The organism is Phaeobacter sp. HS011, assembly GCF_018101215.1.
GTDB classification, from domain to species: domain Bacteria; phylum Pseudomonadota; class Alphaproteobacteria; order Rhodobacterales; family Rhodobacteraceae; genus Phaeobacter; species Phaeobacter inhibens.
The window spans coordinates 115,682-142,256 of record NZ_JAGEUF010000009.1; the positions used below are offsets into that span (position 1 = coordinate 115,682).

The following is a 26,575-nucleotide window of genomic DNA, read 5'->3' on the forward strand; positions in this document are numbered from 1 at the left end:
TGAGTATTTCAGGAAAGGTGACAGAGCGAGGTCCGTCCTGTCACCTTTCTCTAAATACTCAAATTCCGCCGTCAGACTGGCGCGCGGCGCTGCCGGCAGGCAGACTTCAGATCTCCAGGATCTTGCCGGGATTGAGGATATTCTCGGGGTCCAATGCCGCCTTGATCGCGGCCATATAGCGGGTGGTCTCGCCCAGTTCCTGCTGCAGATAGGGGCGTTTGCCCTGACCGATACCGTGTTCCCCGGTGCAGGTGCCCTCCATGGAGATCGCCAACTCATTCAGCCAGCCGACATAGGCATCTGCGGCCTCCCGTTCCTCGGCGCTGTCCATATCTATCAACAACAACGCGTGGAAATTGCCGTCGCCCACATGGCCGACCATCGGCGCTAGGAGGTCCATCTCTTCGGCTTTCGAGCGCGCAGCGCTGACACATTCGGCGAGTTTCGAGATTGGCACGCAGACATCGGTGGAGATCCCCCTGGCGCCGGGGCGCAGCTGCAGGCTGGCCCAATACATATCGTGGCGCGCCTGCCAAAGCTTGCTGCGCTCCTCAGCGGTGGAGGTCGCCGCGATATCAAAACCGCCGAATTCCTCAGCGATCTGGGCGAAGGTATCCGCCTGTTCCACCACGCCCGCCTCTGAGCCGTGGAACTCCAGCAGCAACAGCGGCATTTCCGGCAGGTCGAGGCCGGAATAGGCGTTGGCGGCGCGCACGCTCATCTCGTCCAGCAATTCGATCCGGGACACCGGGATGCCGTATTGGATGGTCATCATCACCGCGCGGCAGGCGTCATCCACACTGCGGAAGGCACAGCGCGCCGAGCGGATCGCCTCCGGGATGCCCTGCAGCCGCAGGGTCAGTTCGGTGATCAGGCCCAGCGTGCCTTCGCTGCCGACCAGAAGGCGGGTCATGTCATATCCGGCCGAGGATTTCTTGGCCCGCTGGGCGGTGCGGATCACCCCGCCGTCTGCCATCACCGCCTCAAGCGCCAGTACATTGTCCTTCATCGTGCCATAGCGCACCGCATTGGTGCCGGAGGCGCGGGTCGCGGCCATACCGCCAAGCGAGGCATTGGCGCCGGGATCAATCGGGAAGAACAGCCCCTGATCGCGCAGATAGGTGTTGAGCTGCTCGCGGGTCACCCCCGGTTGCACCACCACATCCAAGTCTTCGGCATGGACCGCAAGGATCTTGTCCATCCGCATCATATCCACGCAGATCCCGCCCGCGGGGGCGTTGACATGCCCCTCTAGCGAAGTGCCGGTGCCATAGGGGATCACCGGGACGCCGTAGTCGGCGCAGGTCCTGACGATTTCTGCGACCTCATCGGTGGAGGTCGGAAAGACCACCGCATCCGGTGGCTGATTGGTGATCCATGTGGTGGTGTGGCCATGCTGCTCGCGGATCGCCTGCCCGGTCTGCAGCTGCTCACCAAAGCGTTGTTTTAACACGTCAATCACCGCGTTGATACCGGTCTCATTGCGCGGCAATGCTGTGGCCTGCACCATGGTCTTATCCCCCTGAATAGGCGCGTGCCGGACGATTGCCCGGAACTTCACCTGTTAACTTACACAGCGGTGCAAAGGTCCAGCAATACCCAGTAGTCGGTAGGATATCGGACGCCCGGCCAGATGTGGCCGGGCGGCGATGTCATTCGCCAAGTGCGATGCCTTCGCGGCGCGGATCTGCGCCACCTTTCAGCCCGTCACCGATTTCGATCACATGCAGACCAGAGGTCAGGTCGCGGGCGTTGACCTCAAACCCCATATCGATGAGCGGCTGAGCCATCTCCTCGGCGCGGGTGCCCGCCTCCACATCATAGGTGCCAAAGCGGTTCACCGCATGGGGCAGCGCCACCGCCTGCTGCACATCCATGCCCCAATCGGCCCAGGCGATGATCGTCTTGGCGACATAGCCGATGATGCGGCTGCCACCGGGGGAGCCTACGGTAAGCACCGGCTCCCCATCCTTCAGCACAATGGTGGGCGCCATGGAGGAGCGGGGGCGTTTGCCCGGCTCCAACCGGTTGGCAATCGGCACCCCGTCGCGATGGGTGCGGAAGGAGAAATCCGTGAGCTCGTTGTTGAGCAGAAACCCCGCCGCCATCAGCCGCGAGCCAAAACCGTTTTCGATGGTGGTCGTCATCGACAGCACATTGCCATATTGATCGACGATGGAGATATGCGAGGTCGAAGGCAATTCAATCGACTCATCATCGGCCAGCAGCAGCGCATGGTCAAATTCCGGCGCGCCTGCGTTCACCTCCGGCAGGGCGTCATCGCCGCTGAGCAGCGTGGCGCGCGTTTCGAGGTAGTCCTGCGCCACCAGCCCCTGTGTCGGCATCGGCACAAAGTCGCTATCGGCCATGTACCGCCCCCGGTCGGCAAAGGCGAGCCGCGAGGCATCGCCGATCAGGCGCCAGGCATCAGGGTTATCTGCGCCCAGTTCCGCCAGATCGTAGTTGCCGAGCATGCCGAGGATCTGCCCCACGGTCAGCGCCCCGGACGAAGGTGGCCCCATGCCGCAGGCCTCAAACGCGCGATAGGCCACACAGACGGCGGGGCGTTCCTTCACCTGATAAAGCGCCAGATCCATCGCTGAGAGAACGCCGGGATTGCCCTCGGCGCCGCGCACCGCGCTGGTGATCGCCTCGGCCACGGGGCCAGAATAGAACCCGCGCGCGCCCTCCGCTGCGAGACGGCGCAGGGTATCGGCATAGGCGGGGTTCTTCAGCATGCTGCCCACCGCCAGCGGCGTGCCACCGGGCAGGAAGTAATCGGCGGTATCCGACCAGCGCGACAGGCGGTCGGCGTCTTTTTCGATCAGACCGGCCAGCCGGGGTGAGATGGCAAAGCCGTCTTCGGCCAGATCAATGGCTGCGGTAAACAGGCCGGGCCAGGCGGCACGGCCCCAGCGCCGATGCGCGGCTTCTAGCAAGGCAGGCGTGCCGGGGGTGCCGACAGAGCGGCCACCGACCACGGCATCGTAGAATTTCAACGGCTCGCCTGCGTCGTCCTGAAACAGCGTCGGCGTGGCTGCCAGCGGCGCGGTCTCGCGGCCATCCAGTGTGGTCACTTCGCCCGTGGCCGCATCATACCAGACCAGAAATGCCCCGCCGCCAAGGCCTGAGGACTGCGGCTCTACCAGCCCCAGAACGGTCTGCACGGCCACCATGGCATCCGCAGCGGTCCCGCCTGCGCGCAGCACCTCTGCCCCCGCTGCCACCGCATGAGGGTTGGCGGCGGCCACCATCCAATTGTCAGCCGTGACCGGGGTGCCTTCTTCCTTGGCCCCGATGGCGGCGGCGACCTCCGCGCTGATGGCCGCGAACCCGGCATCTGCGGTTTCGGCGGCGCCTTCCGGCGCGACGGCATCTGCCGCTTCCTGTGCCCAAGCGGGTGTAGCTGCCAGCAGTATGCCGGCCCAGAACAGATGTTTCATAACGTCGCCTCCCTTAATATGACGGGCTGCGTCAGCAACCCTAGAGCATGGACGGCACGACCTGATCCGGTGGCCGGTGGCCGTCCTCGAATGTCTTGATATTCAAAAGAACTTTTTCACCCATCTCGAGACGCCCTTCGAGGGTGGCAGAGCCCATATGCGGCAGCAGCACGACATTTTCCAATTCGCGCAGGCGCGGGTTGATGTCGGTGCCGTGTTCATAGACGTCGAGACCTGCACCCGCGATTTCGCTGCTGCGCAACATCCGTGTCAGCGCGTGTTCATCAATCACTTCCCCGCGCGAGGTGTTGACGATCACCGCATCCGGTTTCATCAGTTTCAGGCGCCGTGCGTTCATCAGATGGAAGGTCGACGGCGTGGAAGGGCAATTGATGGACAGCACATCCATCCGCGCCACCATCTGATCAAGACTTTCCCAATAGGTGGCCTCAAACCGCTGCTCGATCTCCGGGCGCAGGCGGCGGCGGTTGTGATAATGGACCTGCATGCCAAAGGCCGCTGCGCGTTTGGCCACCGCCTGACCGATACTGCCCATGCCCAGAATGCCCAGACGCCGCCCCGCAAGCCGCCCGCCCAAGAGCGCCGTCGGTGACCAACCCTGCCAGTCACCTTTTTGCATGACGGCGAGGCCTTCGGGGATGCGGCGCACCACCGCCATGATCAGCGCCATCGCCATATCGGCGGTATCATCGGTCAGCACGCCCGGCGTGTTGGACACCAGAATGCCGCGCTGGCGCGCCGTTGCCACATCAATATGATCAACCCCGGCGCCATAGTTGGCGATCAGTTTCAGCCGGTCTCCAGCCTGTGCCAGCAATGCCGCATCAATGGTGTCGGTCACCGTCGGCACCAGCACGTCGGCATCCTTCAGCGCGGTCGCCAGTTCGGCCCGGCTCATCGGCGTGTCGTCCTCGCGCAAGCGCACATCGAACAATTCGCTCAACCGGGTTTCAACCGGCTCCGGCAACCGTCGCGTTACGACAACACTCAGACGTTCTCTTGCCACTGCTGCTCTCCCTCGGCTTTGCAATCTCTCTGGCCTCATGGCATCGTGGCGCAGGACGCGGGCAGGCACAAGAACCATCCCGCGCCTCGGCCCATCTGACGCGGCTTTCTTTTTTCAGACCTCATCGCACCCGGACATCAGATCAGGGGCAGGTCGGCAAAAAAACGCAGCGCTTTCGGATTGGTCAGGCAGGTAACAGGCAGCAAAAAAGAAGCGAGCAGGCAGTGAACATTTCGGCATCTTATCTGCGGTCCCGGCTGGCCGTGGTCGCCATGATCATGATTGCAATGACCGGGGCGCTCATCCCGGTCGAGGGCGCCGCGCGCGATGAGCGTGGTCCGGTCACCAATCTGCCCCTTCCCCGCTTCGTGTCGATGAAAGCCGCAGAGGGCAATGTGCGCCGTGGCCCCTCCCTCACCCATAAGATCGACTGGGTGTTCAAACGGCGCGGCATGCCGCTGGAGATCACCGCTGAATATGGCCATTGGCGCCGCGTCCGTGACCGCGATGGTGCGGGCGGCTGGGTGCATTATGCGCTGCTCTCCGGTGCCCGAACCGTGCTGATCGAAGAGGACATGCTGACGGTTCATGCCCGCCCCGACAGCGGCGCGCCGGTCACGGCCGCCTTTGAGCTGGGCGTGGTGGCCCGATTGGGCAAATGCGAAGTCAGCTGGTGTTCAATTTCCGCCGGCGGCTATCGCGGCTGGGCGCCCAAGGAAAAACTCTGGGGCGTGGCCCCGGATGAGCTGCGCGACTAACGCCCTCGCCGTATCAGGCAATCGCCTGCACCGGCCGGATCGCCAGACAGGTGCCACCAAGATCACGAAAGCTCTTCTGCCGGCAGGAAAACACCAGAATTTGCAGATCATTGGCCTGTAGCGTCAGCGCATCAAACAGCGCCTCGATGCGGGCATCATCAGTATAAACCAGCGCATCATCCAGTATGACTGGAATGTCCCTGCCGGATTTGGCCAGCAACCGGGCAAAGGCCAGCCGCACCATCAGCGCCAGTTGCTCCTGTGTGCCGCCTGACAGCTGGGTCAGCTGTTCCTCTGCCGCGCCGCGCGCCAGCTGGCTGGGCAGCACGCTGTCGGCATCGACCTGCACCTGCGCCTCAGGCCAGAGCCTGCGCAACAGCGGCGTCAACTCTGCCATCAGAGGCCCAAGATATTGCGCCTGAGCACCCGCCTGCGCGGCCTCCAGCGCCTGATCAAGACGGCGCAGGGTGGCCACTTCGAAATGCAGGGCCTGCTGTCGGGCCTCCGCGACGGCCAGCTGGTCGGTCACCTCGGCCAGCTCCTCCTCAACCGCGTGACTGGCATGGGCGCTGATACGCGCGTCCAAGACGGCCAGATCGCGCGCCAAATCCTGCAATCGGCTCTGTGCGGTCTCCACCACCGAGCGGGCCCGCTGACAGGCGGCGCGGGCCTGTTCCAGATCCGGGGCGGCAGCGGTCAGCCGGGCATCTTCGGCGCGGGCGTCAGTGACGGTCTGCTCCAAAGCAGGCATCTCGGCCCTGAGAGCGGCCAGCTCTGTTGTGGCGGTTTCCGTCTCGCCAAGGGCCTGCGTGGCGCGGTCAAGATCGGCCTCCGCCGCTTTGGCCTCAGCAAGGGCGCCATGTGCGGATTGCTGGGCGGCGCCCTCCTCGGTGCGCGCTTTGGCGAGATTGGCCTCCGCGCGCGTCTGAACGGCCTCCGCCTCCGCCAGTGCCGCCTCCAGGGTGGAGCGATCCGGCAGCGGGTCGCAGGTGGCGGTGATCTCCTGCTCTTGCTGCGGGTCAGCACCACCGGGCAGGGCCGCGATCGCTGACACCAGAGCCTCGCGCCCCTCGGGGGCAAGTGCGCGCTGGGTGGCTTCGCCTTCCTTCAGCCGGGTGGTGGCGGCAAGGCGCGCCTGATGGGCGGCACGGGCCTGTGCCAAGGTCTCAAAATCCAGTTGTCCAAGTGCCGTTGCCAGCGCGGTTTCGGCCTCGGATACAGCCCCGGCGGCATCACTGCGCGCAGGATGCAGCGTGACCGTGGCAAGGCCCGGAACCTCAAGCTCACCGCCATCCGGCAACGCAATCTCGTCCCCCTCCTCGAAATTCTCACCGTTGAGGCGCAGCGTTGCGGTGCGGCCGGGCAGATACCGGACGCTGAGGGCCGCCGCAGAGGCGGCGCGGGCGTGCTGCGCCAGAGTGACGGCCTGCGCCAGATCCTCCAATTGGGCGAGCGCATCCGCATCGACGCCCTGCCCGGCCTGCTGGCGATCTTTGGCCAGTTCGGTCTGGCGCGCATCAAACTGTGCCAGACGCTCGCCCAGCTCCGTGCGACGCAGCTGCGCCTGTTCTGCGGCTTGCGCATGCAGGGCCGCCGCCACGGATTTCCGTGCCCGGGCGACACTGTCGCGGGCCTGCGCAGCCGTCGCCTCCGCCTGTTTCAGCTGCTGGGCCGCCTCTGCGGCCTGATCTGCGGCCCCGTCACGCCGCTCTGCTGCCTGCATCAGGGCTGTGGTGGCGCGGGCGTGATCGGCAAGGCGGGCGGTCTGTGTTTCGATCCGGGCTGCCTGCCCGTCGCGCTGCAACACGGCGAGATCAAGCGCGCGACGGGCTTGCTCGCATTTCTCGCGGTGACGTTCGGCGGCGGCCAGCGCGGTTTCGGCGTGCCTTAACCGGGACTGGCGGGCGGCAGTTTCCTCCGGCGCGGCAAGCTCCGCCTGTTCGCGGCGCAAGAGTTGCCGCTGATCCAGCAGTTGACGCAGATCGGCGACCTGCCCGGTCAGCGCATCGCGCCGCTCAGAGAGCACGGCCACGCGGGCTTCCACCTCAGCGAGTGGGCCGCCCTTGCGGGCGCCACGGCTGGTGACCATGCGGTCGAGATCGCTGCGCAGACGGCGGCGCAGGCGTTCCATCTGCTGCCCGCCGGTCACGGCCTCCACCTCGCCACTGAGGGACGACATCAGATCGCGCCGCGCCTCCAGCGTGTCCTTGGCATCGGCGAAATCGGTCAGCCCCTGCCGCAGCCAGAGCATCCCCACCGGACCCTCCTTTGGCGGGGCGATGAGGTCGCGCAGCCAGGCCTCTGCCGCGTCGGCCTGATGCAGGAGCGTCCCCTCGCGCCAAATGCGCGCGGTGCCTTTGCCTGCTGATTTGGTAAAGCTTTTGGCGATGCGAAAATGACTATCCTGATGGGTCAGTTCGACCTCGACCTCAGGGTCGCCACCCGCATGAGGTGCCAGCGCGCGCACCTCTTTGTCCCAGGATTTCGCATCCTTGAAGAACAACGCGTGCAGAGCGTCAAAGATGGTGGATTTACCCTGCTCGTTCGGCGCGCTCAGCAGGTTGAGACCGGGGCCGATACCGGTGATTTCCACCGGGTCGACAAAGCGGCGTACATTGGTCAGGCGAATGGAGGTGAGCTTCATTCCGCGCCCTCCCGCACGGCAGCATAGAGCCGATTCAGCGCGGCAGCGGCTACATCGCGGGCCTCCTCGGCGAGGGTGCTGTTCTGACTTTCGGCCGTCAACGCCTCAGCAGCGACACGCAGCGCGCCAGAGGTGGCAATCTGGTCCAGATCCTCGGTCCGGTGTTCGATCCGCACTCCCTCCTCATCAAGGCTGAGATGGCAAAACGCCGGAGCCTGCTCTTCAATAAAGCGCAACAGCTGCATGTGCTGATCTGCGGTGACCCAGCCCCGTGCGCGAATGCGGATCAGACAGTTGGGCCAGTCCTGCGGATCATCCGGCAGCGCCTCCCTGATGAGGGCACCGATATCCTGCCCCGGCGCCAGATCAAGCGCGAGATCCTGCCAGTGGTACTGTCCCACCTCAATCTGGCGCAGCTGTGGTGACTGGCCCGCGCCCGGCAGATCCACCAGAAGACAACTGCCGCGCCCCGGATGTTTGAAGCGATCCCGCTCCGGCGTGCCGGGGTAGCGGCTGTGGGCGTTCAGGGTGAAATCGCCATGCCAGTCGCCCAGTGCCAGATAATCCAGCCGGGCACTGCTGGCGCGGGTGGTGGCGATGGTCTCTGCCCCGTTTTGATCGCGGTCGAAATCCAGCACGGCACCATGGGCCAAGCCGATGCGCAGATGCCCCTCCGGCGTCTCGACGCTGTCCATCCAGGTGGTGCGATCCTGCCCGGCAAAACGGCGTTCACAGGGGGTGGGCAGCAGCGTGGCACCGGGGGCGATCTCAACCGGCGTGGGCTGCATCAGCAGATGCACATTCTCCGGCGCGTGGCGTGCCATTTCCGCCCAGAGCGGCTCTGCTGCACCGCTGTCGTGGTTGCCGGGGATGATCCACCATTGCACCGGATCCGCTGCCGCCATCGCGGCCAGCGCCTGCCGGATCACCCGCGCCGATGGGGTTTCGGTGTCAAAGAGATCTCCCGCAATCAGCACATGTCCGGCACCCTCAGCGCTGGCGACCTGCGCCAGCCGTGCCAATGCCCCCTGCCGGGCCTGTTGCAGCGCGGCGCGGGTTTCCTCATCAAACTGGCCAAACCGCTTGCCCAGATGCAGATCAGAGGTGTGCAGCAGGCGCAGACTGGTCATGCGGGGCAAGGTCCTTTGAAGCGGTAGAGAGAGCTGGGTGGAATGCAGAAGTGACAGAGCCGCGCCGGGGCGTCAACGCCGTCTCCGCGCAAGCATCGCAGCTACGCGCATGAGGGGCGGGGTGAAACCATTGACAGAGTGTGACTGACGCGGCAAAAATATTGGATATTTTTCAAAATAGGGATCAAAGCATGTTTGGTCGGCGCGCACGCTCGGAGGAAGATACGGTTGTCGCTGTGCTGGCCGCAGCGCTGCGTCGGGACATCTCCTTTGGTGTGCTGCGCCCTGATCAGAAGCTGAAAATCGAGGCACTGCGCCAGACCTATGGCGGCTCCAACCACTCCATGCGCGAAACCCTGCGGATGCTCAGCGCCGAGGGGTTAGTGGAGGCCACCGCCCAGCGCGGCTTTCGCGTGACCTCCGCAACTGAGGACGATCTGCGGGACATTCTCTTCATGCGGCTGGAGGTGGAGCGGCTGGGCCTGCGGCTGGGGCTGCAGCGCAGCGATGTACAGTGGGAGGGCCGGGTTCTGGCCGCCCATCATGCGCTGCGCCGCACAGAAGAGGCACTGCTGAAAGAGGCCAATGATGCGCTGGCGCTGGACTGGGACATGGCCTGTCGGAGCTTTGCCGCAGTGCTGGTGGAGGCCGCGCAATCGCCCCGGCTGTCGGATATGCAGCTGAAATTCTACGACCAGTCGCGCCGGTTCCGGCTGGCACTTCTGCGGGAGGGGCGGCTGGATTTTACCGCCCGCGCACAGCAACAACAGGCGCTGGTGGAGGCGGTTCTGGCGCGCAACACAAATGCCGCCGTGGCGGCGCTGGAGACCTATGTGACGGGTGACATGATGACCGGCACGAGGAGCGTCTGACCCTGCCCGCGCCACGTGGGAACAGCAAACATTGGTGCCCGGATTGGTCCGGCACGACAATCACGAAGAGGGAGGATTAAGACATGACCCATTGGACACGCCGCCGCGCGCTTGCGGCTCTTGGCAGTGCGGGCGCCGTTGCAGGGCTGGCAACACCGGCGCTGGCGAGCAAGCGCAAGATCGTGCTGGGGGCGCTGCGCTTTACCAGCCATTCGGCGAGCTTCATTGCGCAGGAGCGTGGCTATTTCGCCGATGCGGGGCTGGATGTGGAGCTGCGGTTTTTCCAGGCGGCGGCACCGATGTCGGTGGCGATTGCGTCGGGCGACGTCGACTATGCCGTCACCGCGATGTCGGGCGGGCTGATCTCGCTCGCGGACAAGGGCGCGATCAAGGTAATCGGCGGCGCCTTGTCGGAGGAGCCGGGCATTGACGGGCAGAAGATCCTGGTCTCAGACGCGGCCTATCAGGCGGGCATCACCAGCCCTGCGGCGCTGGACGGTAAGAGCTTTGGCATGACCACGGCGGGATCGTCGTTCCACTACATGGGCTCGCGGATGGCGCAGAAGGAAGGTGTGTCACTGTCCTTCAAGCCGCTGCAAAAGGTCGGGGCGATCATCGGCGCGCTGAAATCAGGGCAGATTGATGCCTGGTCGATCGTGCCCCATATCGCCAAGCCGCTGGCGGGATCGGGCGCTGTGCATATCATTGGCGATGTGGCGGACTATCTGCCCGACTATCAGGTGACGACGGTGTTCACCTCGGCCAGCAACGCCAGCGGGGAACAGCAGATGACCGGCGATTTCCTGAGCGCCTACAGCCGCGGAGTGGCGGATTACAACGCCACCATGATCGACCGGGCCAGCGGTGATGCAGGCGTCGATCAGATGGTCGATCTGATCCACAAATATGTCTACGCAGATCGCCCCCGCGAGAAAGCCGCCAAGTCGATCATCAATGGCACCATGCGCCTGAACGAAGGGGCGGCGCTGAACACCGCCTCGCTGGCGGACCAGCTGGCCTGGTTCCAGTCCGAGGGTTTGGTTGGCAGCGATATCACGCTCGATACCGTGGTGGATCCCAGCTACGTCGACACCATCGGCTGACCTTTGTGCCGGGGCGCCCTGCCCCGGCTCATCCTCTTGCGGAGCAACATCATGGATATTCGCCTGTCTGAGGTGGGTCATGCCTATGACAATGTCGCCGTACTACGCGACATCACACTGGATATTCCCAGCGGCAAGATTGTCTGCATCGTCGGTCCCTCGGGGTGTGGAAAATCCACCCTCCTGCGGTTCATCGGCGGGTTGGAACGCCCCACCCAAGGCGAGGTCCTGCAGGTGGGGCAGCCGCCCGAGGGCAGCCTTAATCCGCTGACTTATGTGTTTCAGGATTTTGCTTTGCTGCCCTGGCGCACGGTCCGGGGCAATATCAGTCTCGTGCTGGAGGACCACGGCATTCGCGGCGCGGCGGCAGCGCGGATCATCGACGATGTTCTGGCGCGCACCAAGTTGAGCGATTTTGCCGGGGCGCTGCCCAAACAACTGTCGGGCGGGATGAAGCAGCGAGTGGCGATTGCGCGGGCATTGGCGGTGAACCCGGCAGTGATGCTGATGGATGAGCCGCTGTCGGCGCTGGACAGCCAGACGCGTGAGTTGCTGATGGATGATCTGGTGGCACTGTGGACGCGTACGCCCTTCACCGCCGTCTATGTGACCCATAATCTGGCCGAGGCGGTGCGTCTGGGCCATGCCATCGTGGTCCTGTCGCGCCGTCCGGGTCAGATCCGAGAGATCGTGCATCTGGACACGCCGCTGGCCGAGCGTGAGTTTGGCGATGCTGATCTGGAACAGAAGCAGAAATACCTGTGGCAGCTGATGCGTGACGAGGCGCGGGCGGCAGATGCGGAGCTGATGAATGTCTGACACCCGAATGGCCACAGTGCAGCCTGCCCCCAGCACGCAGACGCCCCAGCCACATGCGCCCGTGCGCCCGGTCCAGTTTCGCGGTGGCGGCTTTGCCCCCCGTGGCGGGCGCTGGGTGGGCGGGCTGGTCTTTGTACTGCTGTTGCTTCTGGCCGAATTTGGCACCCGTCAGGGCTGGATTTCCAATCTGACCCTGCCGCGCCCCAGCGATGTGCTGGCCACATTGCAGGAACTCTATGCATCCGGCCTGCTGTGGACCCATGTCAGCGTCTCGCTGTCGCGATTGGTTGTGGGCGCGGCCTTGGGGGCCAGCGTCGGCATTGGCGTCGGGCTGATGATCGGGCTGTTTTCCTATGTGCGTGCCGGGCTGGTGCCCTTGGTCGCCGCGTTGTTCCCGATCCCGAAAATCGCGCTGTTGCCTTTGTTTGTGATCTGGTTCGGCATTGATGAAGCCTCGAAATATGCGCTGATCGCCTTTGGCACCTTTACCCCCACGGTGGTCGCCACCTATGGCGCGGTGGACAATGTGGACCGGACCCTGATCCGCATGGGCCAGAGCTTTAATCTGTCGTGGCTGTCGATTGTGCGCAAGATCGTGCTGCCGGGGGCGATGCCTGGTATCCTGTCGGGGCTGCGCATCAGTCTGGCCATTGCCATTATCCTGCTGGTGGCGGCTGAAATGCTGGGGGCAGAGCATGGCATTGGTGCGTATATTCTAGAGGCCGGGTCGCTCTATGATCTGGAACGGCTGTTTGCCGGTGTGGCAATCCTCTCAATCCTGGGTGTGCTCGTCAGCAGCCTGATCGGGCTGGTAGAACGCCGCCTGTTGCGCTGGCGCGGCTAGCGATGTGCGAGGCCAATACGGGACAAATTGCCCATATTGGCGGCATATCATCCCAATAATCTCAAAAGCGCGGCAATCTGCGCCCTACAAAGCCCATGTCGGCAATTGCACCTGCGCGCGACCTGATTTACACGGGGAGCCATATGAATGGCTGTTGTCCGTGCGGGCTGCCGGTCTGTCAGAGCAGATCTGACACAGAATGACCGCCCCCGCGTCCAAGCTGGACCGCAGCACCCCGTCCATCCGGTGCAGCGTCAATCGCTCACCCAAGTTTCCGATATCGCTGAAAAAAGGTTGTGGAATATGGCAGAAAATTCGACCCCCGATATTTTGTATACCATCGTAGACGAAGCCCCCGAGCTGGCCAGCGCCTCTCTGTTGCCGATCATCCGCAGCTTTGCCGCGGCGGCAGGTGTCTCCGTTGGAACCAAGGACATCTCGCTGGCGGGCCGCATTCTTGCGACCTTCCCCGAAGCGTTGAGCGACGCCCAGCGTCAGAGCAACGATCTGGCCGAATTGGGCCAGCTGGTAAAAACCCCCGAAGCCAATGTCATCAAGCTGCCGAATATCTCGGCCTCGGTACCGCAGCTGACCGCCGCGATTGCCGAGTTGCAGGCGCAGGGGTTTGGCATTCCTGACTACCCGGCAGATCCTGCAACGGATGCGGAAAAAGAGATCCGCGCGCGCTATGACACCATCAAGGGCTCGGCTGTGAACCCGGTGCTGCGCGAAGGCAACTCGGACCGTCGCGCCGCCCGCGCGGTGAAGAATTTTGCTCAGAACAACCCGCATTCGATGGGCAAATGGTCTGCAGACAGCAAAACCAAAGTGTCGTCGATGCCCGCCGATGATTTCTATGCCAACGAAGTCTCCGCCACCATTTCTGCGGCGCAGGCCGGGACCGCGAAGATCGAATTCGTCGGCAAGGACGGCGCGGTTACCGTGCTGAAAGACAGCTGGCCGCTGGAAGAGGGCACCGTTGCCGATGCGACCTTCATGTCTGCCAAGGCGCTGTCGTCCTTCCTGAAGGATGCGATCGAAGACACCAAAGCCGATGGCACGATGTTCTCGCTGCACATGAAGGCCACCATGATGAAGGTCTCCGACCCGATCATCTTTGGCCACGCGGTAAAGGCATGGCTGGGTCCGGTCTGGGACAAATTCGGCGCTGAAATCGAAGCGGCTGGCGGCTCTGCCAATTCCGGCCTTGGCGCGGTTCTGGCAACCATCGACGGCCTGCCCAATGGCGATGCGATCAAGGCAGAGATCGCCACGCTGGACCGTCCGTCCATGTATATGGTGGACAGCGACAAGGGCATCACCAACCTGCATGTGCCGTCCGATGTGATCATCGATGCCTCCATGCCTGCGGTGATCCGGGCCGGCGGCAAGGGCTGGGACGAAGCGGGCAACAAGGGCGACACCAACTGCGTGATCCCTGACCGCTGCTATTCCACCGTCTATGATGAAAGCATCAATTTCTTCAAAGCCAATGGTGCGCTGGACGTGACCACCGCCGGTTCCGTCGCCAACGTCGGCCTGATGGCGCAGAAGGCTGAGGAATACGGCTCTCACCCGACCACGTTTGAGGCACCTGCGGATGGCACCATCCGTATCGTGCTGGCAAATGGCGAGACGCTGCATGCGCATGAGGTCGAGGCAGGCGATATCTGGCGTTCCTGCACCGTGAAAAAGGCCCCGATCGAGAACTGGATCGAACTGGCGATGGACCGTCAGCGTCTGACCGGCTCCGAGGCGATTTTCTGGCTGGACGAGAACCGCGCCCATGACGCAGAGCTGATCAAATACGTGACGCCCGCGCTGGAAGCGGCAGGCAAATCCGACCTGTTCCAGATCATGGCCCCGCGTGAGGCAACAGCCCAGTCGCTGAAAACCATCACTGCAGGCAAGGACAGCATCGCCATCACCGGCAACGTGCTGCGCGACTATCTGACCGACCTGTTCCCGATTCTGGAACTGGGCACCTCGGCCAAGATGCTGTCGATTGTGAAGCTGATGAACGGTGGCGGGTTGTTTGAAACCGGGGCCGGTGGCTCTGCGCCCAAGCACGTGCAGCAGCTGGTTGAGGAAAACCACCTGCGCTGGGATTCTATGGGTGAGTTCTGTGCGCTGGGTGAGAGCCTGAATTTCCTCGCCGACAGCAAAGGCAACGCCAAGGCTGGCGTGCTGGGTGCTGCTGCCGAGGCCGCGACGCAGGGCATTCTGGATCACAACCGCTCGCCCTCGCGCAAGGTGGGTGAGCCGGACAACCGCGCCAGCCACTACTGGTTTGCCCGTTACTGGGCCGAGGCGCTGGCCGCGCAGGGGGACGACGCCGAGCTGGCCGCGCATTTCGCGCCCATCGCCGCAGAACTGGCCGCCAAGGAAGAGGCGATCCTCGCCGAGCTGGCAGAGGTTCAGGGCAAGGCCGTTGATCTGGGCGGCTATTTCCACGCCGATCCGACAAAAACCGCCGCCGTGATGCGCCCCAGCGCGACCCTGAACGGCATCATCGGCTGATCACGCATTGGCGTGATTAGGGCTGCATACTGCCCTGAAACCATAAAAAACGCCCGGAGCGATCCGGGCGTTTTTTTCGTTCAGACAGCGAAGCCTCGGGGGGAGGTGTCAGGGCGAGCGGCACCCACGGGCGGGCGCCGCGGCCAGCGCGGATCAGCCGACCATGTCCAGCGCTTCGACCGGGTCGTCGCGTTTGGATCTCGCCGCCTCGACCAGCGCGCGGAAGAGGTTCAGATGGGCGGGCTGGTAGAACAGATGCTCAGGATGCCACTGCACGCCGACTGCAAACCGACGGCCCGGATCCTCGATCGCCTGCACCATGCCGGACTGATCGCGCCCGGTGACACGCAGCCCCTGCCCGAGGTTGCTGACCGACTGGCTGTGCAGGGCGTTGACCTTCAGCTCAGGCACCCCAAGGATACGCCGCAGTGTGCTGTTGTTGGTAATCGTGACCTTCTTGCGGGGGAGCACTGTCTTGTAGTTTTCCAATCCATAGAACGCATAGGCATCCTGATAGAGCGCGCCCCCGCGGGCCACATTCAGCATCTGCGCCCCGCGACAGATCCCTAAAAGGGGCACATCCTGTTGGGTTGCCTGCCGCACGATATCAGCCTCAAGCGCGTCGCGGTCGGGGTCCAGACGGACCTCCGGCATGATCTGCCCCTTGTAGAGCGTTGGCGCGATGTCGTCTCCGCCACCAATGACCACACCATCCACCTGCGCCAGATCGGCGGCGCGGTCGCTTTGCCAGCGCACGGCACGGCCACCGGCCAGCCAGATGTTCAGGGCCATCAGGGGAAAGATCCGCCAGCCGCTGCGGCGCGAGACGGTGACTGCAATGATCGGTTTCATGCGGCGTCTCCTCGTGCTGCGGTGTTCAGAACCTCGGCCGCGTGTTTGGCCCATTCGCGGTTCAGCAGCTGTTCGCTGCGCGGGCGGCCCTTCCAGGCCTTGATCAGTTGGTCCAGCCGAGCGTCGCGGGCGATCTGCTCCAGCTCTGCCCAGCGGTTCCATTCCTGGCTGATCGACCACCCCGGTTGCCCCAGACGGCAATCCGGCAGACGGTAGTGATAGGCCGGGCGCGCGGCGGTTTTGTCATCCTCGCCCAGCGCTTCGCGCACGCGATCCGGCGCGTAATCGGCCAGCAGTGGCAGCAGATCCAGCGCGTGGTTTCTATCCGCCGCATGGTCGAGATAGAGGTCGCAGAGCGCCTCCATTGTCTGTGGCGGGTGCTCACAGAGGGCATCAATCAGCGCCGCCGGATAGGGCGCGATAAAGGGCTGCAGCCGGCGCGACACGTCGATGCCCGGACTGCGGCGCAGCACCGGTTCCAGCAGAGCAAAGGCCGTAAGCACCGGTACGATGTGATCCGCCGTCATATCCGCAACTTCGACGTTCAGATGTACGCCAAAGCCGTTCAGCATACCGTCTTGCGTGCCCGTGGCCCCCGCCGCTGCCAGTTTTGAACACAGACGATCCAGCTGCGGCAGCTGCGATTGCGGCAGCGGTGGGGTCACGATTTCGACAGGGATCAGCGGCTCCGCGAGGGAGAACAGCGCCTTGCCCAGCCCGTGGACTTCGGTCCGGTACCGGCTGTCCAGATAGACCTCGACATCGCCCAGCCGGGTGTTCTTGACATGGGGCTTGGGGCCGTCGATGTCATCCTGCGCGTGGATATCGCCGCCAAGTTCGCGCTGGACGATGTCGTGCGCCTCGGCGGCAGAGAGGCCGCCGAACTCGATCTCGACCCCGACCTTGCGATTATCGGCGGGGGTGCGGGCCCCAGACATCTGCGGCAGCGATTTGACAGCGCCCCGCGCATCCGCGCGTTCAGCCAACCGGCCGTCAAGGGGAGAGGCAAAACCCGCCTCGGTACTCAGATCACTTTCCAACATCATGGGCTCCGTGCTCGCTCACAGACCCAACGTCACCGATGCAAAAATGTTCCACCTCTGCGGGCGCGGGCGCGATCCTGTCGCGTTTTTTACGCTGGTTTGCTGATGGGTGCGGCCGGTCGAAATCCGCTGCGGTGTAAGATAGGCCCCGTCAGATCGACAGTCAGATCAACAGCATCCAGAGGCCGACAACCACCAGCAGCAGGGCAAACCCCCGGTTCATCTGGCGCGCCCGATCATCGCGGAAGATCTGTCGCGCAAGACCCTCGCCGATCCATGTCCAGATCGAAAACGCCACCAGATTGTTCAGCGTGAAGATCAGCGTGATAATCGTGACCAGCCCCAGCTGTCCCGAAGAAAGATGGGCCGCTGCGTCATCGGCTATGCGCGCGGGATCGGCAGGCACCAGAAACTGGCTGAACATCACCGCAATGATCACATAGGCCTTAGGGTTCAGCAGCAGCAACAGCACACCATCGCGAAACCGGGCCGGTCGGGCCTGAAGCTCTGCCTGCAGTCCACCGGCGCGCCACATGCCCCATGCGATCCATAGCACATAACCCGCGCCTGCCATCTTCAACCAAATAAACGCTTCCTGCGCCACCGCCTGAGCCGCCAGCGCCCCTGACCCGATCAGCAGCGTCACCGCAGCCGTAGCAGTATGATAGCCCGTTGTCGCAGGCAGGGTCGCGCGAAAACCAAACCGCGCACCATTGGCCGCAAAAAAGAGATTGCCCGGCCCCGGACTATAGGCCAGCGGAAACAAAAACAGCACAAGCGCCAATACCATATCCAGAGTCATTTCCGTGGATCCTCTGCCAGCCTGCCGTCTCAAAATAGGCTGGACCGTGCAGCACGCGCGACCCGGATCCTGCGCAATCCTGCGGAGCGATTGACCGATCTAGGAACACTCTGCCTGATCGCGGCGTTTGTCTGTCAGAGAACCGCGGCACCCTGTCCCGGCAAGGCAGCCGCGCCGTTCAACCGACCCCGCCAGACTGGAGCTTCCAATGCCAACAATTTATGATGCAATCAAGGACGATCACGATACCCACCGCAAATTGCTGACCTCCATTCAGGACAGCAAGGTCGAGGCGCGCGGCGCCCTTTGGAAACGGTTTTACGAAGACGTCAAAAGCCACGCTGCCGCGGAGGAAGAGACCTTCTATTCCAAACTGATCAGCCAGACCTGGGGCCAGGATGCGGCCCGGCATTCCGTGCACGAGCACCAGCAGCTTGATGATCTGATGGAAGAGCTGAATGTGATGAAAATGTCTTCGGAGTTGTGGATGACCAAGTTCGAACAGCTGAAGCATGAATATGAGCATCACATGGATGAGGAGGAGAACGAGGTCTTTACCCGCGCCAAAGAGGTGATTTCCGACGAGGAACTCGAAGGCTATGGTACCCGCTTCCAAAAACGCAAGGATGAGGAACGCGGATTGATCGACGAGAAACGCGAGGACAGTCTGGAAGACTGATCCGCCGACCGGAAACCCGCTTTCCGCCTCCCTCGCTCCTGACGCTGGCCTCTCGGCGCCGCGCGCACGGGACCGCAGATCACAGAGAGGCCGCCGACGCGCGGCCTCTTTCTTCGCCTAACGCGCGGATCAGAGACTACAGCTGCCGGGCGAAGGCCAGCGTCGCCATTGCAGGCAGGGTCAGCAAGGCCTTTGCCGCCTCAACGCGCGCCTCTGTATAGTACCCCGACTCATGCAGAATATTGATGGTCGCGGCAAGTTCGCCGCCGATCAGTACCGGCAGGTTGATCACCGACCCGCAGCCCAGCGCCCCGATCAGCTCCGCATCGGGGAAGACCTGATCGATTTCTTCCAGCGTATTCGCAACGAAACTGCGGTGCTGACCATGGACGATCTCAAACCAGTCATTCATTTCAATCGGCTTGGTGCCGGAGGTCGGGTAGTTCTCGGGATCATCGGTATAGGTGCGACAGGCCAGCATGGCGGTCATATCCACCGTCATCACGGTGAACAGCTTTGCCCCGACGGTCGCCTTGGTCAGCGCGCAGAGGGCATCATACGCAGCCTCGGCAGTTGTGGCGGCGGCCAGTGCGTCGGTGAAATGGCGCAGCGCCTCTGTCGACTGGGGTACAGACACGGTCTCTGAGATATTTTCCGGCAGTCTATCGTCGGGCATTCGGTGGGATCCATCTTCTCGGGGAAATTGTCACGTGGTCGGCTCCGCGCCACCGCTGGCGGCATAGAGCTGCTGCGTATAAGCATCACTGAAGCCGCCGTCATGCAGCGCCTCAGCTGGGGCGATCTCAACAATGCGCCCCTTGTTCATCACCGCCATGCGATCACACATGAAGCTGACAACAGGCAGGTTATGGGTGACCATCAGATAGGTCAGCCCCTGCGCACGGCGCAGCGCCTTCAGCAGGTTCAGGATCTCGGCTTGCACGGACACATCCAGCGCCGATGTCGGTTCATCCAGCAGCATCACCTTGGGTTCCAGCATCAAGGCCCGCGCAATGGCGACCCGCTGGCGCTGCCCACCGGACAGCTGATGCGGATAGCGGAACCGGAACCGCTGGTCGAGGCCGACTGCGGCCAGCACCTCTGCGACGCGGGCGTCACGCGCGCCGATGCCATGCACCCGCAGGGGCTCCCGCAACACCCAGTCGACCGGTTTGCGCGGGTGCAATGATCCATAGGGATCCTGAAACACCATCTGGCAGGTTCGGGAAAACGCGCGATCAATCCCGTGGCTGCGCGGCTGACCCAGAACGGAGATCTCACCAGTCCAGTCAGGCGCAAGCCCGGCAATCGCCTTCAGCACGGTGGATTTCCCCGATCCGCTTTCGCCGACCAGCGCAAAGCTCTCCCCCTCAGCCACATCAAAGCTGACGCCCTGCACCACCCTCGTGTCGCCGTAGGAAATATCGAGGTTTCTCAGAGAAATCGCTGTCATGTGCCGCTCCAGCTTGATCGGTCCAGCACAGGCAGCGTGTCGCGGGTTTCCTTCATCCGGGGCACCGCTGCCAGCAGACCTTGGGTATAGGGGTGGCTGGCCTTGTGCAGATCAGCGGCGGCGCAGCTTTCGACCACGCGGCCGGCATTCATCACCATGATCCGGTCACAGTAGCGCGCCACCAGATTGAGATCATGGCTGATCAGGATCAGGCCCATGCCCTTGTCCCGCACCAGATCATTAATCAGATCCAGCACCTGCGCCTGTACCGAGACATCCAGCGCCGAAGTCGGCTCATCCGCGATCAACAGATCTGGGCGCGGGATCAGCATCATCGCGATCATCACCCGCTGCCCCATGCCGCCGGAGACCTGGTGGGGATACATCTGCGCCACCAGTTCGGGGTCGTTGATGCGCACCGCCTCCAACATCTCCAGCACACGGGCACGGGTGTCGCGGCGGCTGAGACGTTCGTGGACATCCAGCGCCTCGGCGATCTGTGCGCCGATGGTCATCACCGGATTGAGCGAGAATTTCGGGTCCTGCATGATCATCGAGATCCGCGCCCCACGGATATTGCGCATCTGGCGTTCGCTGAGGGTTTGCAGGTCCTGCCCCTCCAGTGCCAGCCGGTCCGCCGCCATCTGGCCCGGGCGGCGGATCAGCCGCAGGATGGCGCGGCCGGTCATGGATTTGCCCGATCCGCTCTCGCCCACGATACCTAGGCGTTCGCGGCCCAGGGTCAGGTTCAGCCCCTTGACCACCTCAACCCGTCCCTTGGGGGTCGGAAAGCTGACGCGGAGGTTTTCAACCTCCAGCAAGGGGGCAGATGTGGATTGGCTCATGACTTGCCCCCCTGTTTGGGGTCCAGCACATCGCGCAAGCCATCGCCAAGGAAACAGAAGCCAAGGCTGACCACGATGATGGCAATGCCGGGCATGGTCGCAACCCACCATTGGTCCAGAATGAACACCCGCCCGCGCGAGATCATCGCGCCCCATTCGGGCAGCGGCGGCTGCGCGCCCAGACCCAGAAACCCAAGACCCGCTGCCGTCAGAATGATCCCGGCCATATCCAGCGTCACCCGCACGATCATCGAGGAGGTACAGAGCGGCAGCACATGGTGCAGGATAACCCGGCTGTGCGAGGCCCCCAGCAGACGCGTCGCGGCGATGAATTCGGCGTTGCGGAAGGTCAGCGTTTCGGCCCGTGCGATGCGGGCATAGGCAGGCCATGCGGTGATTGCGATGGCGATGATCGCGTTTTCGATCCCCGGCCCCAAGGCGGCGACAAAGGCCAGCGCCAGAATAAGCTTGGGCATCGACAGGAAGACATCGGTAATCCCCATCAGGATCCGGTCGATCCAGCCGCCGAAGTAGCCCGAAATCGCCCCGATGATCAGCCCCAGCGGTGCCGATATCACCGCCACCAGCGCCACGATCATCAGCGTGATGCGCGCGCCGTAAACCACGCGGGAGAAGATATCCCGCCCCAGCTCATCCGTGCCCATCCAATTGGCCCAGGAAGGTGGCAACAGACGGGAGGACAGGTCCTGCCCCACTGGGCTATGCGGTGCGATCCAGGGCGCCAGCGCCGCTGCAAGAATGAGGATCGTGATGATCATCGCCCCCAACACCGCCAGCGGGTTGCGCATCAGCGCAAGGATCATGCGATAGGCGCGCCCTGCGGTGGCCTGGGTCCGTGTGGCGGGTGAGTCGTCCAGCAACCAGTCGCGGCTCAGCATCACAGGCTCCTTGGGTCGAGAACCCGGTACAGCACATCCGAGATCTTGTTGATGAAGATGAAGACCGCGCCGATCACCAGTGTCGAGCCAAGCACAGCGTTCATATCCGCGTTGAGCAGCGCCACGGTGAGGTAATTGCCGATGCCGGGCCAGCTGAATACGGTCTCAATCATCACCGACCCTTCCAGCAGAGCGGCATAAGAGAGGCCAATCACAGTGATCAGCGGCACCCGGATTGGTTTGAACCCATGCACCCATATCACTTTCCATTCCGGCACGCCCTTGACGCGGGCGGTGGTGATGAACTCCTGACTGAGCTGGTCCAGCATGAAACTGCGGGTCATGCGCGCGATATAGGCGAGGCTGAAAAACCCGAGGATGGCCGCAGGCAGCACCAGATGCGAGAGCGCGTTCCAGAACACCTCGGTGTCGCCGACCAGCAGGCTATCGACCAACAACAGACCGGTGACCGGATCAATCAGCCCGTCATAGAAGATATCGACTCGCCCCGGTCCCGCGACCCAGCCCAGACCCGCATAAAACACCGCCAGTCCGACCAGCCCGAGCCAGAACGCAGGCACCGAATAGCCCAGCAGCGCAAAGACCCGGATGATCTGATCGACCCAAGTGCCCTGCCGCGCGGCAGCCCAGACACCCATGGGAACCCCCATCAGCACACCAATGATGATGCCGAGCGTGGCCATTTCCAGCGTGGCGGGAAACACCCGCGCAAGATCGGACACGACGGGCCGGTTGGTGGAAACGGAACGCCCCAAATCGCCCTGAAAGACGTCCGCCACATAGGCGAAAAACTGCACCACCAGCGGACGATCCAATCCCATGGCAACCCGCGCCGCCTCGTATTGGTCCTGCGTGGCGCGATCTCCGACCACTGACAGAACCGGGTCAATCGGCACCACACGGCCAATAAAAAACGTGATTGCCAGAAGGCCGAGAAAGGTCAGCGTCGACACGATGGCAAAGCCCGCAAGCCCTCGTCCCCAGCGCAGAACTGCGCGTCTCGTTGTTCCTGTGCTGGTCAAGATACCCTGCCCTTTCACATAGCCGAAGCCGACGATTCACGACCGCAGACACACCGGCACCTTGCCTATGGGCATAAATATTTTTTTCTGCAAAAGCAAAAATTTTTTGCTTCACAATAATTTTTTTCCTAAGCTGATTGAAAGCCATCCAGAATAAGAGCCGCCGATGCCCCAGACCACCGCCCCCCAGAAAACGGCGAAGACCCGCAGCAGCGCAGGCCCGATGCTGGGCGCGTTGATCCGCAAGCGGCGCAAGCAGATGGGGCTGACGCTTCAGGCGCTTTGTGATGTGTCCGGCGTCTCAGTGGGCTATCTGAGCCAGGTGGAGCGCGACAATGCCACCCCAACGCTGGGCACGCTGGCACAGATCGCGTCAGCGCTGGAGGTGGGGCTGGAGTATTTCATCGCCACGCCGAAACCCTCGGACGCGGTGACACGGGCGATGACGCGGACAAAATTCTCGCTGGCGGGCTCCTCCATTACCTACGAGGCGCTTGGCGCACAGTTTCCGGGCGCGGAGCTGTCCAGTTATATCCTGCATGTGCCGCCCGGATATGTCTCTGAGGAGGTCAGCCACGAGGGCGAAGAGATGCTCTATGTGCTGGAGGGGGAGATTGATCAATCACTGGATGGGCAGGTGTTCCGTCTGCGGGTTGGGGACAGCCTGCACTACAGCGGCCTGACCTCCCATTCCTGGAGCAATCCCACCGACCAGCCGGCGCGGCTGTTGTGGACCGGCACACTCAGCGTTTTGCACAGCACCAACACCCCCAACCTGCCCTGACCGGGCAGCTGCGGCAGGCCGGTCCTGCGGGGGCGGTCGTGGCCGATGGATACCAATGAACCAAACAGGGAGACTGACATGAACCTCGTGAAATCCGCCTTGCTGGCCAGCGTGATGGCGCTGCCTCTGGCGAGTGGCGCTATCGCTGACACGCCCGCCAATGCGCTGATCGTGGCGCAGAATATCGACGATATCGTCGCCATTGACCCCGCTCAGGCCTATGAATTCACCTCCGGTGAACTGGTCACCAACCTTTATGATCGCCTGGTGCAATATGACGCCGAGGATCCCACCGTTCTGGCGCCGGGCCTTGCCAGCGCCTGGGACGTCGACGCGGAGGCCAAGACCATCCGCTTCACCCTGCGCGACGATGCGGTGTTCCACTCCGGCAACCCGGTGCGCGGTGAGGATGTGGTGTTCTCACTGGCGCGGGTGATCAAGCTGAACCTGACCCCGGCCTTCATCCTGGCGCAACTGGGCTGGACCGCCGAGAATGTCGATCAGATGATCACCACCGACGGCAACAACGTCACTATCAAATACGAAGGGGAGTTTTCCCCCGCCTTTGTGATGAACGTGCTGGCGGCCCGCCCCGCCTCGGTGGTGGACAAAGAGGTGGTGATGGCCAATGCCGTGGACGGCGACATGGGCAATGGCTGGCTGAATGAAAACGCCGCCGGCTCCGGCCCGTTCAAGCTGCAGGGCTATCGTCCGGCGCAGATGGTCCGGTTGGCCGCCAATGCGGATTATTTCAAGGGCGCACCCAAGATGGAAAGCGTCATCATCCGCCACGTGGCCGAAGCCGCCACGCAGGAGCTGCTGCTCGAATCCGGCGATATCGACATGGCCCGCAACCTGACCCCGGACCAGATCCGCGGCTTTGACAGCGACGCCATCAAGGTGGAGACCTACCCGCAGGCGGCGGTGCATTTCCTGTCCTTCAACCAGAAAACCGACAGTCTGACCGACCCTGCCGTCTGGGAGGCCGCGCGGTATCTGGTGAACTACAAGGGGATGACCGACACCATCATCAACGGGCAGATGGAGATTCATCAGGCGTTCTGGCCAAAGGGCTTTCCCGGTTCCTACGATGAGACCCCGTTCGGCTATGACCCGGAGCGGGCCAAATCCATCCTCAGCGACGCCGGGATTGAGACCCCGATCACCGTCTCGCTGGATGTGATCAATGCGGCCCCCTTTACCGATATGGCGCAGTCCTTGCAGGCCAGTTTTGCTGACGCGGGGATCAACTTTGAAATCCTGCCTGGCACCGGCAGCCAGGTGATCACCAAATACCGTGAACGCAGCCATGAGGCGATGCTGCTCTACTGGGGTCCGGATTTCATGGACCCGCATTCCAACGCCAAGGCCTTTGCCTATAATTCCGACAACTCGGACGACAATTATGCGGCCACCACCACCTGGCGCAACGCCTGGGCCGTGCCGGAGGAGATGAACGCCAAGACCAAGGCTGCCCTCACCGAGGCGGACCCGGAGAAACGGCTGGAGATGTATCGTGAATTGCAGGCCGAGGTGCAGCAAAGCTCCCCCATCGTGATCATGTTTCAGGCCGCCTATCAGGTGGCGATGGATCCGGATGTCTCGGGCTATGTGAACGGCGCGACCTCTGATTTTGTCTTCTACCGTCTGGTGGAAAAGAACTAATCCCCGGCGCCGCTTGGCGCCTTGGCCTGCCCCCTATCTGACGGGGGCAGGCTGCTCGGGCCGGTGCTGACATAAGCCGGCCCCTTTTTTCATCTTCGGGCCCGATCTCCCGCCGCTGATGGGGCCGCCCGCGCTACAGGACATATGACCATGACCACGCCCCCCTATGCAGACCGGCTGACCCGGCTGCGCCACCGCATGACAGAGACCGCCACCGATCTGGTGGTGCTTGGCCCTTCCAGCCATATGATGTGGCTGTCGGGTGTGAACCCCCATGGCGACGAACGGCCCGTGCTGCTGATGGTCAGCCAGAGCCACGCGGGCTTTCTGATGCCGGGACTAAACGCCGATGCCGCGCGCAAATCCACCGATCTACCGTTCCGCTGCTGGTCAGATGATGATGGGCCGGATGCCGCGCTTACCGCACTGCTGAGCGACTGCGATGCCACCGCTGGCGGCCTGTCGGTGGTGCTGGATGAGACCATGCGTGCGGATTTTGCCCTGCGGGTTTTGGATGCGATGGACGCGCCCAAACGGCGTTTCACCGATGATACCGTTGGCCTATTGCGTGCGACGAAGGACGACGCGGAATATGACGCGCTGAAGGCTGCGCATCTGTTGAATGATGCCGCTGTGACCGAGGCGTTTTCCCGTCTGGAAGAAGGCATGAGTGAGCTGGATGTGCAGGCGATCCTGCATGAATATTACAAGGCCCATGGTGCCAGCGCGGAATTCACTATCGTCGGCTTTGGCGCCAATGGTGCCTTCCCGCATCACCACACCGGTGACACGCGGCTGAGCCGCGATATGGCGGTGTTGATCGACACGGGATGCCGTCTGAATGGCTACCCCTCTGACATGACCCGCTGCGGCTTTTTCGGCACACCGGAAGCGGAGTATGAGCAGGTGTTCGGAGTGGTCGAGGCCGCAGTTCAAGCCGCAGTTCAGGCCGCCAAACCCGGCGTGCGCGCCAGCGAGGTCGACCGTGCCGCCCGCGAGACGATTGCCGCCGCCGGATATGGTCCGCAGTTCCTGCACCGCACCGGCCATGGGCTGGGCATCGACGTACATGAACCGCCTTATATTACCGCCACCTCTGATGTTGAGCTGCGCGCAGGCAATGTGTTCTCGATCGAACCGGGGATTTACCTCAAGGACCGGTTTGGCGTGCGTCTGGAAGAGATCGTGATCCTGCGCGAAGACGGCGCCGAGATCCTGTCAGAGATGCCCCGCACCATGCAGCGGCGCTGATACCAGATCATCTACCGAAAAAATCAGGCGCATCCCGCATTCGGGCTGCGCCTTTTCTATCCCCCGGCATCCAGATTGCCCCCTAAAGCGGCCGCTAGG

General features: G+C 63.1%; 23 protein-coding genes. 10 read left to right on the forward strand and 13 right to left on the reverse strand.

Features of this window, described 5'->3' with window-relative positions; genetic code table 11:
* Positions 1–106 precede the first annotated feature (106 nt).
* The 3 genes from J4721_RS16735 to J4721_RS16745 all read right to left on the reverse strand — a co-directional run bounded on the left by J4721_RS16735 (position 107) and on the right by J4721_RS16745 (position 4,470).
* Entirely contained in the window at positions 107–1,510 is a 1,404-nt protein-coding gene (locus tag J4721_RS16735; RefSeq protein ID WP_211003207.1) for an FAD-binding oxidoreductase, read from the reverse strand.
* 142 nt (positions 1,511–1,652) lie between these two features.
* Positions 1,653–3,443, reverse strand: a complete 1,791-nt coding sequence (gene ggt, locus J4721_RS16740) for a gamma-glutamyltransferase (protein ID WP_211003206.1) — start codon at positions 3,441–3,443, stop codon at positions 1,653–1,655.
* Between the two features lie 40 nt (positions 3,444–3,483).
* Positions 3,484–4,470, reverse strand: a complete 987-nt coding sequence (locus J4721_RS16745) for a D-glycerate dehydrogenase (RefSeq protein ID WP_102849615.1) — start codon at positions 4,468–4,470, stop codon at positions 3,484–3,486.
* A 272-nt stretch (positions 4,471–4,742) separates the two neighbouring features.
* Between J4721_RS16745 and J4721_RS16750 the strand changes: the two genes are divergently transcribed.
* A complete protein-coding gene (locus J4721_RS16750; protein ID WP_371816088.1) occupies positions 4,743–5,228 on the forward strand; it encodes an SH3 domain-containing protein in 486 nt (161 codons plus the stop codon).
* A gap of 13 nt (positions 5,229–5,241) precedes the next feature.
* On the opposite strand, the gene J4721_RS16755 is transcribed toward J4721_RS16750, so the two are convergent.
* Entirely contained in the window at positions 5,242–7,872 is a 2,631-nt protein-coding gene (locus J4721_RS16755) for an AAA family ATPase (RefSeq protein WP_211003205.1), read from the reverse strand.
* Positions 7,869–9,002 carry a metallophosphoesterase gene (locus J4721_RS16760; RefSeq protein ID WP_211003204.1) on the reverse strand — a complete coding sequence of 378 codons (1,134 nt, stop codon included), beginning with the start codon at positions 9,000–9,002 and terminating at the stop codon, positions 7,869–7,871. Before J4721_RS16760 ends, J4721_RS16755 begins: the two co-directional genes overlap by 4 nt.
* A gap of 191 nt (positions 9,003–9,193) precedes the next feature.
* Between J4721_RS16760 and J4721_RS16765 the strand changes: the two genes are divergently transcribed.
* From J4721_RS16765 to J4721_RS16785, 5 genes are all read left to right on the forward strand, one after another.
* Complete coding sequence (locus J4721_RS16765) at positions 9,194–9,874, forward strand: GntR family transcriptional regulator (protein WP_102873607.1); 681 nt, start codon at positions 9,194–9,196, stop codon at positions 9,872–9,874.
* A gap of 83 nt (positions 9,875–9,957) precedes the next feature.
* Entirely contained in the window at positions 9,958–10,977 is a 1,020-nt protein-coding gene (locus J4721_RS16770) for an ABC transporter substrate-binding protein (protein WP_102914556.1), read from the forward strand.
* 51 nt (positions 10,978–11,028) lie between these two features.
* Positions 11,029–11,796, forward strand: a complete 768-nt coding sequence (locus J4721_RS16775; RefSeq protein ID WP_014875728.1) for an ABC transporter ATP-binding protein — start codon at positions 11,029–11,031, stop codon at positions 11,794–11,796.
* A complete protein-coding gene (locus tag J4721_RS16780) occupies positions 11,789–12,640 on the forward strand; it encodes an ABC transporter permease (RefSeq protein ID WP_211003203.1) in 852 nt (283 codons plus the stop codon). Before J4721_RS16775 ends, J4721_RS16780 begins: the two co-directional genes overlap by 8 nt.
* A 303-nt stretch (positions 12,641–12,943) precedes the next feature.
* Positions 12,944–15,160, forward strand: a complete 2,217-nt coding sequence (locus J4721_RS16785; protein WP_211003202.1) for an NADP-dependent isocitrate dehydrogenase — start codon at positions 12,944–12,946, stop codon at positions 15,158–15,160.
* Positions 15,161–15,313: 153 nt separating this feature from the next.
* Here J4721_RS16785 and J4721_RS16790 read toward each other — a convergent pair whose 3' ends face one another.
* The 3 genes from J4721_RS16790 to J4721_RS16800 form a co-directional block, all read right to left on the reverse strand.
* Positions 15,314–16,012: a gamma-glutamyl-gamma-aminobutyrate hydrolase family protein gene (locus tag J4721_RS16790; protein ID WP_102849619.1), complete on the reverse strand. Its 699-nt coding sequence runs from the start codon at positions 16,010–16,012 to the stop codon at positions 15,314–15,316.
* Positions 16,009–17,055: an amidoligase family protein gene (locus J4721_RS16795; RefSeq protein WP_211003201.1), complete on the reverse strand. Its 1,047-nt coding sequence runs from the start codon at positions 17,053–17,055 to the stop codon at positions 16,009–16,011. The genes J4721_RS16790 and J4721_RS16795 overlap by 4 nt, the downstream gene beginning before the upstream one ends.
* Before the next feature lie 163 nt (positions 17,056–17,218).
* Positions 17,219–17,857, reverse strand: a complete 639-nt coding sequence (locus J4721_RS16800) for a LysE family translocator (protein ID WP_211003200.1) — start codon at positions 17,855–17,857, stop codon at positions 17,219–17,221.
* Between the two features lie 208 nt (positions 17,858–18,065).
* Here J4721_RS16800 and J4721_RS16805 point away from each other — a divergent pair, with 208 nt between their 5' ends.
* The gene (locus J4721_RS16805) at positions 18,066–18,536 is read left to right on the forward strand and encodes a hemerythrin domain-containing protein (RefSeq protein ID WP_211003199.1); all 471 of its coding nucleotides are present in this window, start codon (positions 18,066–18,068) and stop codon (positions 18,534–18,536) included.
* A 136-nt stretch (positions 18,537–18,672) separates the two neighbouring features.
* Here J4721_RS16805 and J4721_RS16810 read toward each other — a convergent pair whose 3' ends face one another.
* From J4721_RS16810 to J4721_RS16830, 5 genes are read right to left on the reverse strand one after another with little or no spacing between them, the layout of a single operon-like run.
* On the reverse strand, positions 18,673–19,212 hold the full coding sequence (locus tag J4721_RS16810) for a GAF domain-containing protein (protein WP_211003198.1): 540 nt from the start codon (positions 19,210–19,212) through the stop codon (positions 18,673–18,675).
* 30 nt (positions 19,213–19,242) lie between these two features.
* Positions 19,243–19,989, reverse strand: coding sequence for an ABC transporter ATP-binding protein (locus tag J4721_RS16815; RefSeq protein WP_076617105.1), 747 nt, complete (start codon positions 19,987–19,989; stop codon positions 19,243–19,245).
* Positions 19,986–20,834 carry an ABC transporter ATP-binding protein gene (locus J4721_RS16820; RefSeq protein ID WP_211003197.1) on the reverse strand — a complete coding sequence of 283 codons (849 nt, stop codon included), beginning with the start codon at positions 20,832–20,834 and terminating at the stop codon, positions 19,986–19,988. The genes J4721_RS16815 and J4721_RS16820 overlap by 4 nt, the downstream gene beginning before the upstream one ends.
* A complete protein-coding gene (locus J4721_RS16825; protein ID WP_102859211.1) occupies positions 20,831–21,733 on the reverse strand; it encodes an ABC transporter permease in 903 nt (300 codons plus the stop codon). The genes J4721_RS16820 and J4721_RS16825 overlap by 4 nt, the downstream gene beginning before the upstream one ends.
* Positions 21,733–22,776, reverse strand: coding sequence for an ABC transporter permease (locus J4721_RS16830; RefSeq protein ID WP_102898159.1), 1,044 nt, complete (start codon positions 22,774–22,776; stop codon positions 21,733–21,735). The genes J4721_RS16825 and J4721_RS16830 overlap by 1 nt, the downstream gene beginning before the upstream one ends.
* Before the next feature lie 166 nt (positions 22,777–22,942).
* Here J4721_RS16830 and J4721_RS16835 point away from each other — a divergent pair, with 166 nt between their 5' ends.
* The 3 genes from J4721_RS16835 to J4721_RS16845 all read left to right on the forward strand — a co-directional run bounded on the left by J4721_RS16835 (position 22,943) and on the right by J4721_RS16845 (position 26,476).
* Positions 22,943–23,560, forward strand: a complete 618-nt coding sequence (locus J4721_RS16835; RefSeq protein WP_102896346.1) for a helix-turn-helix domain-containing protein — start codon at positions 22,943–22,945, stop codon at positions 23,558–23,560.
* Positions 23,561–23,638: 78 nt separating this feature from the next.
* Positions 23,639–25,225 carry an ABC transporter substrate-binding protein gene (locus tag J4721_RS16840; RefSeq protein ID WP_211003196.1) on the forward strand — a complete coding sequence of 529 codons (1,587 nt, stop codon included), beginning with the start codon at positions 23,639–23,641 and terminating at the stop codon, positions 25,223–25,225.
* A 150-nt stretch (positions 25,226–25,375) separates the two neighbouring features.
* Positions 25,376–26,476, forward strand: a complete 1,101-nt coding sequence (locus tag J4721_RS16845) for a Xaa-Pro peptidase family protein (RefSeq protein WP_211003195.1) — start codon at positions 25,376–25,378, stop codon at positions 26,474–26,476.
* The last annotated feature ends 99 nt before the right edge of the window (positions 26,477–26,575 follow it).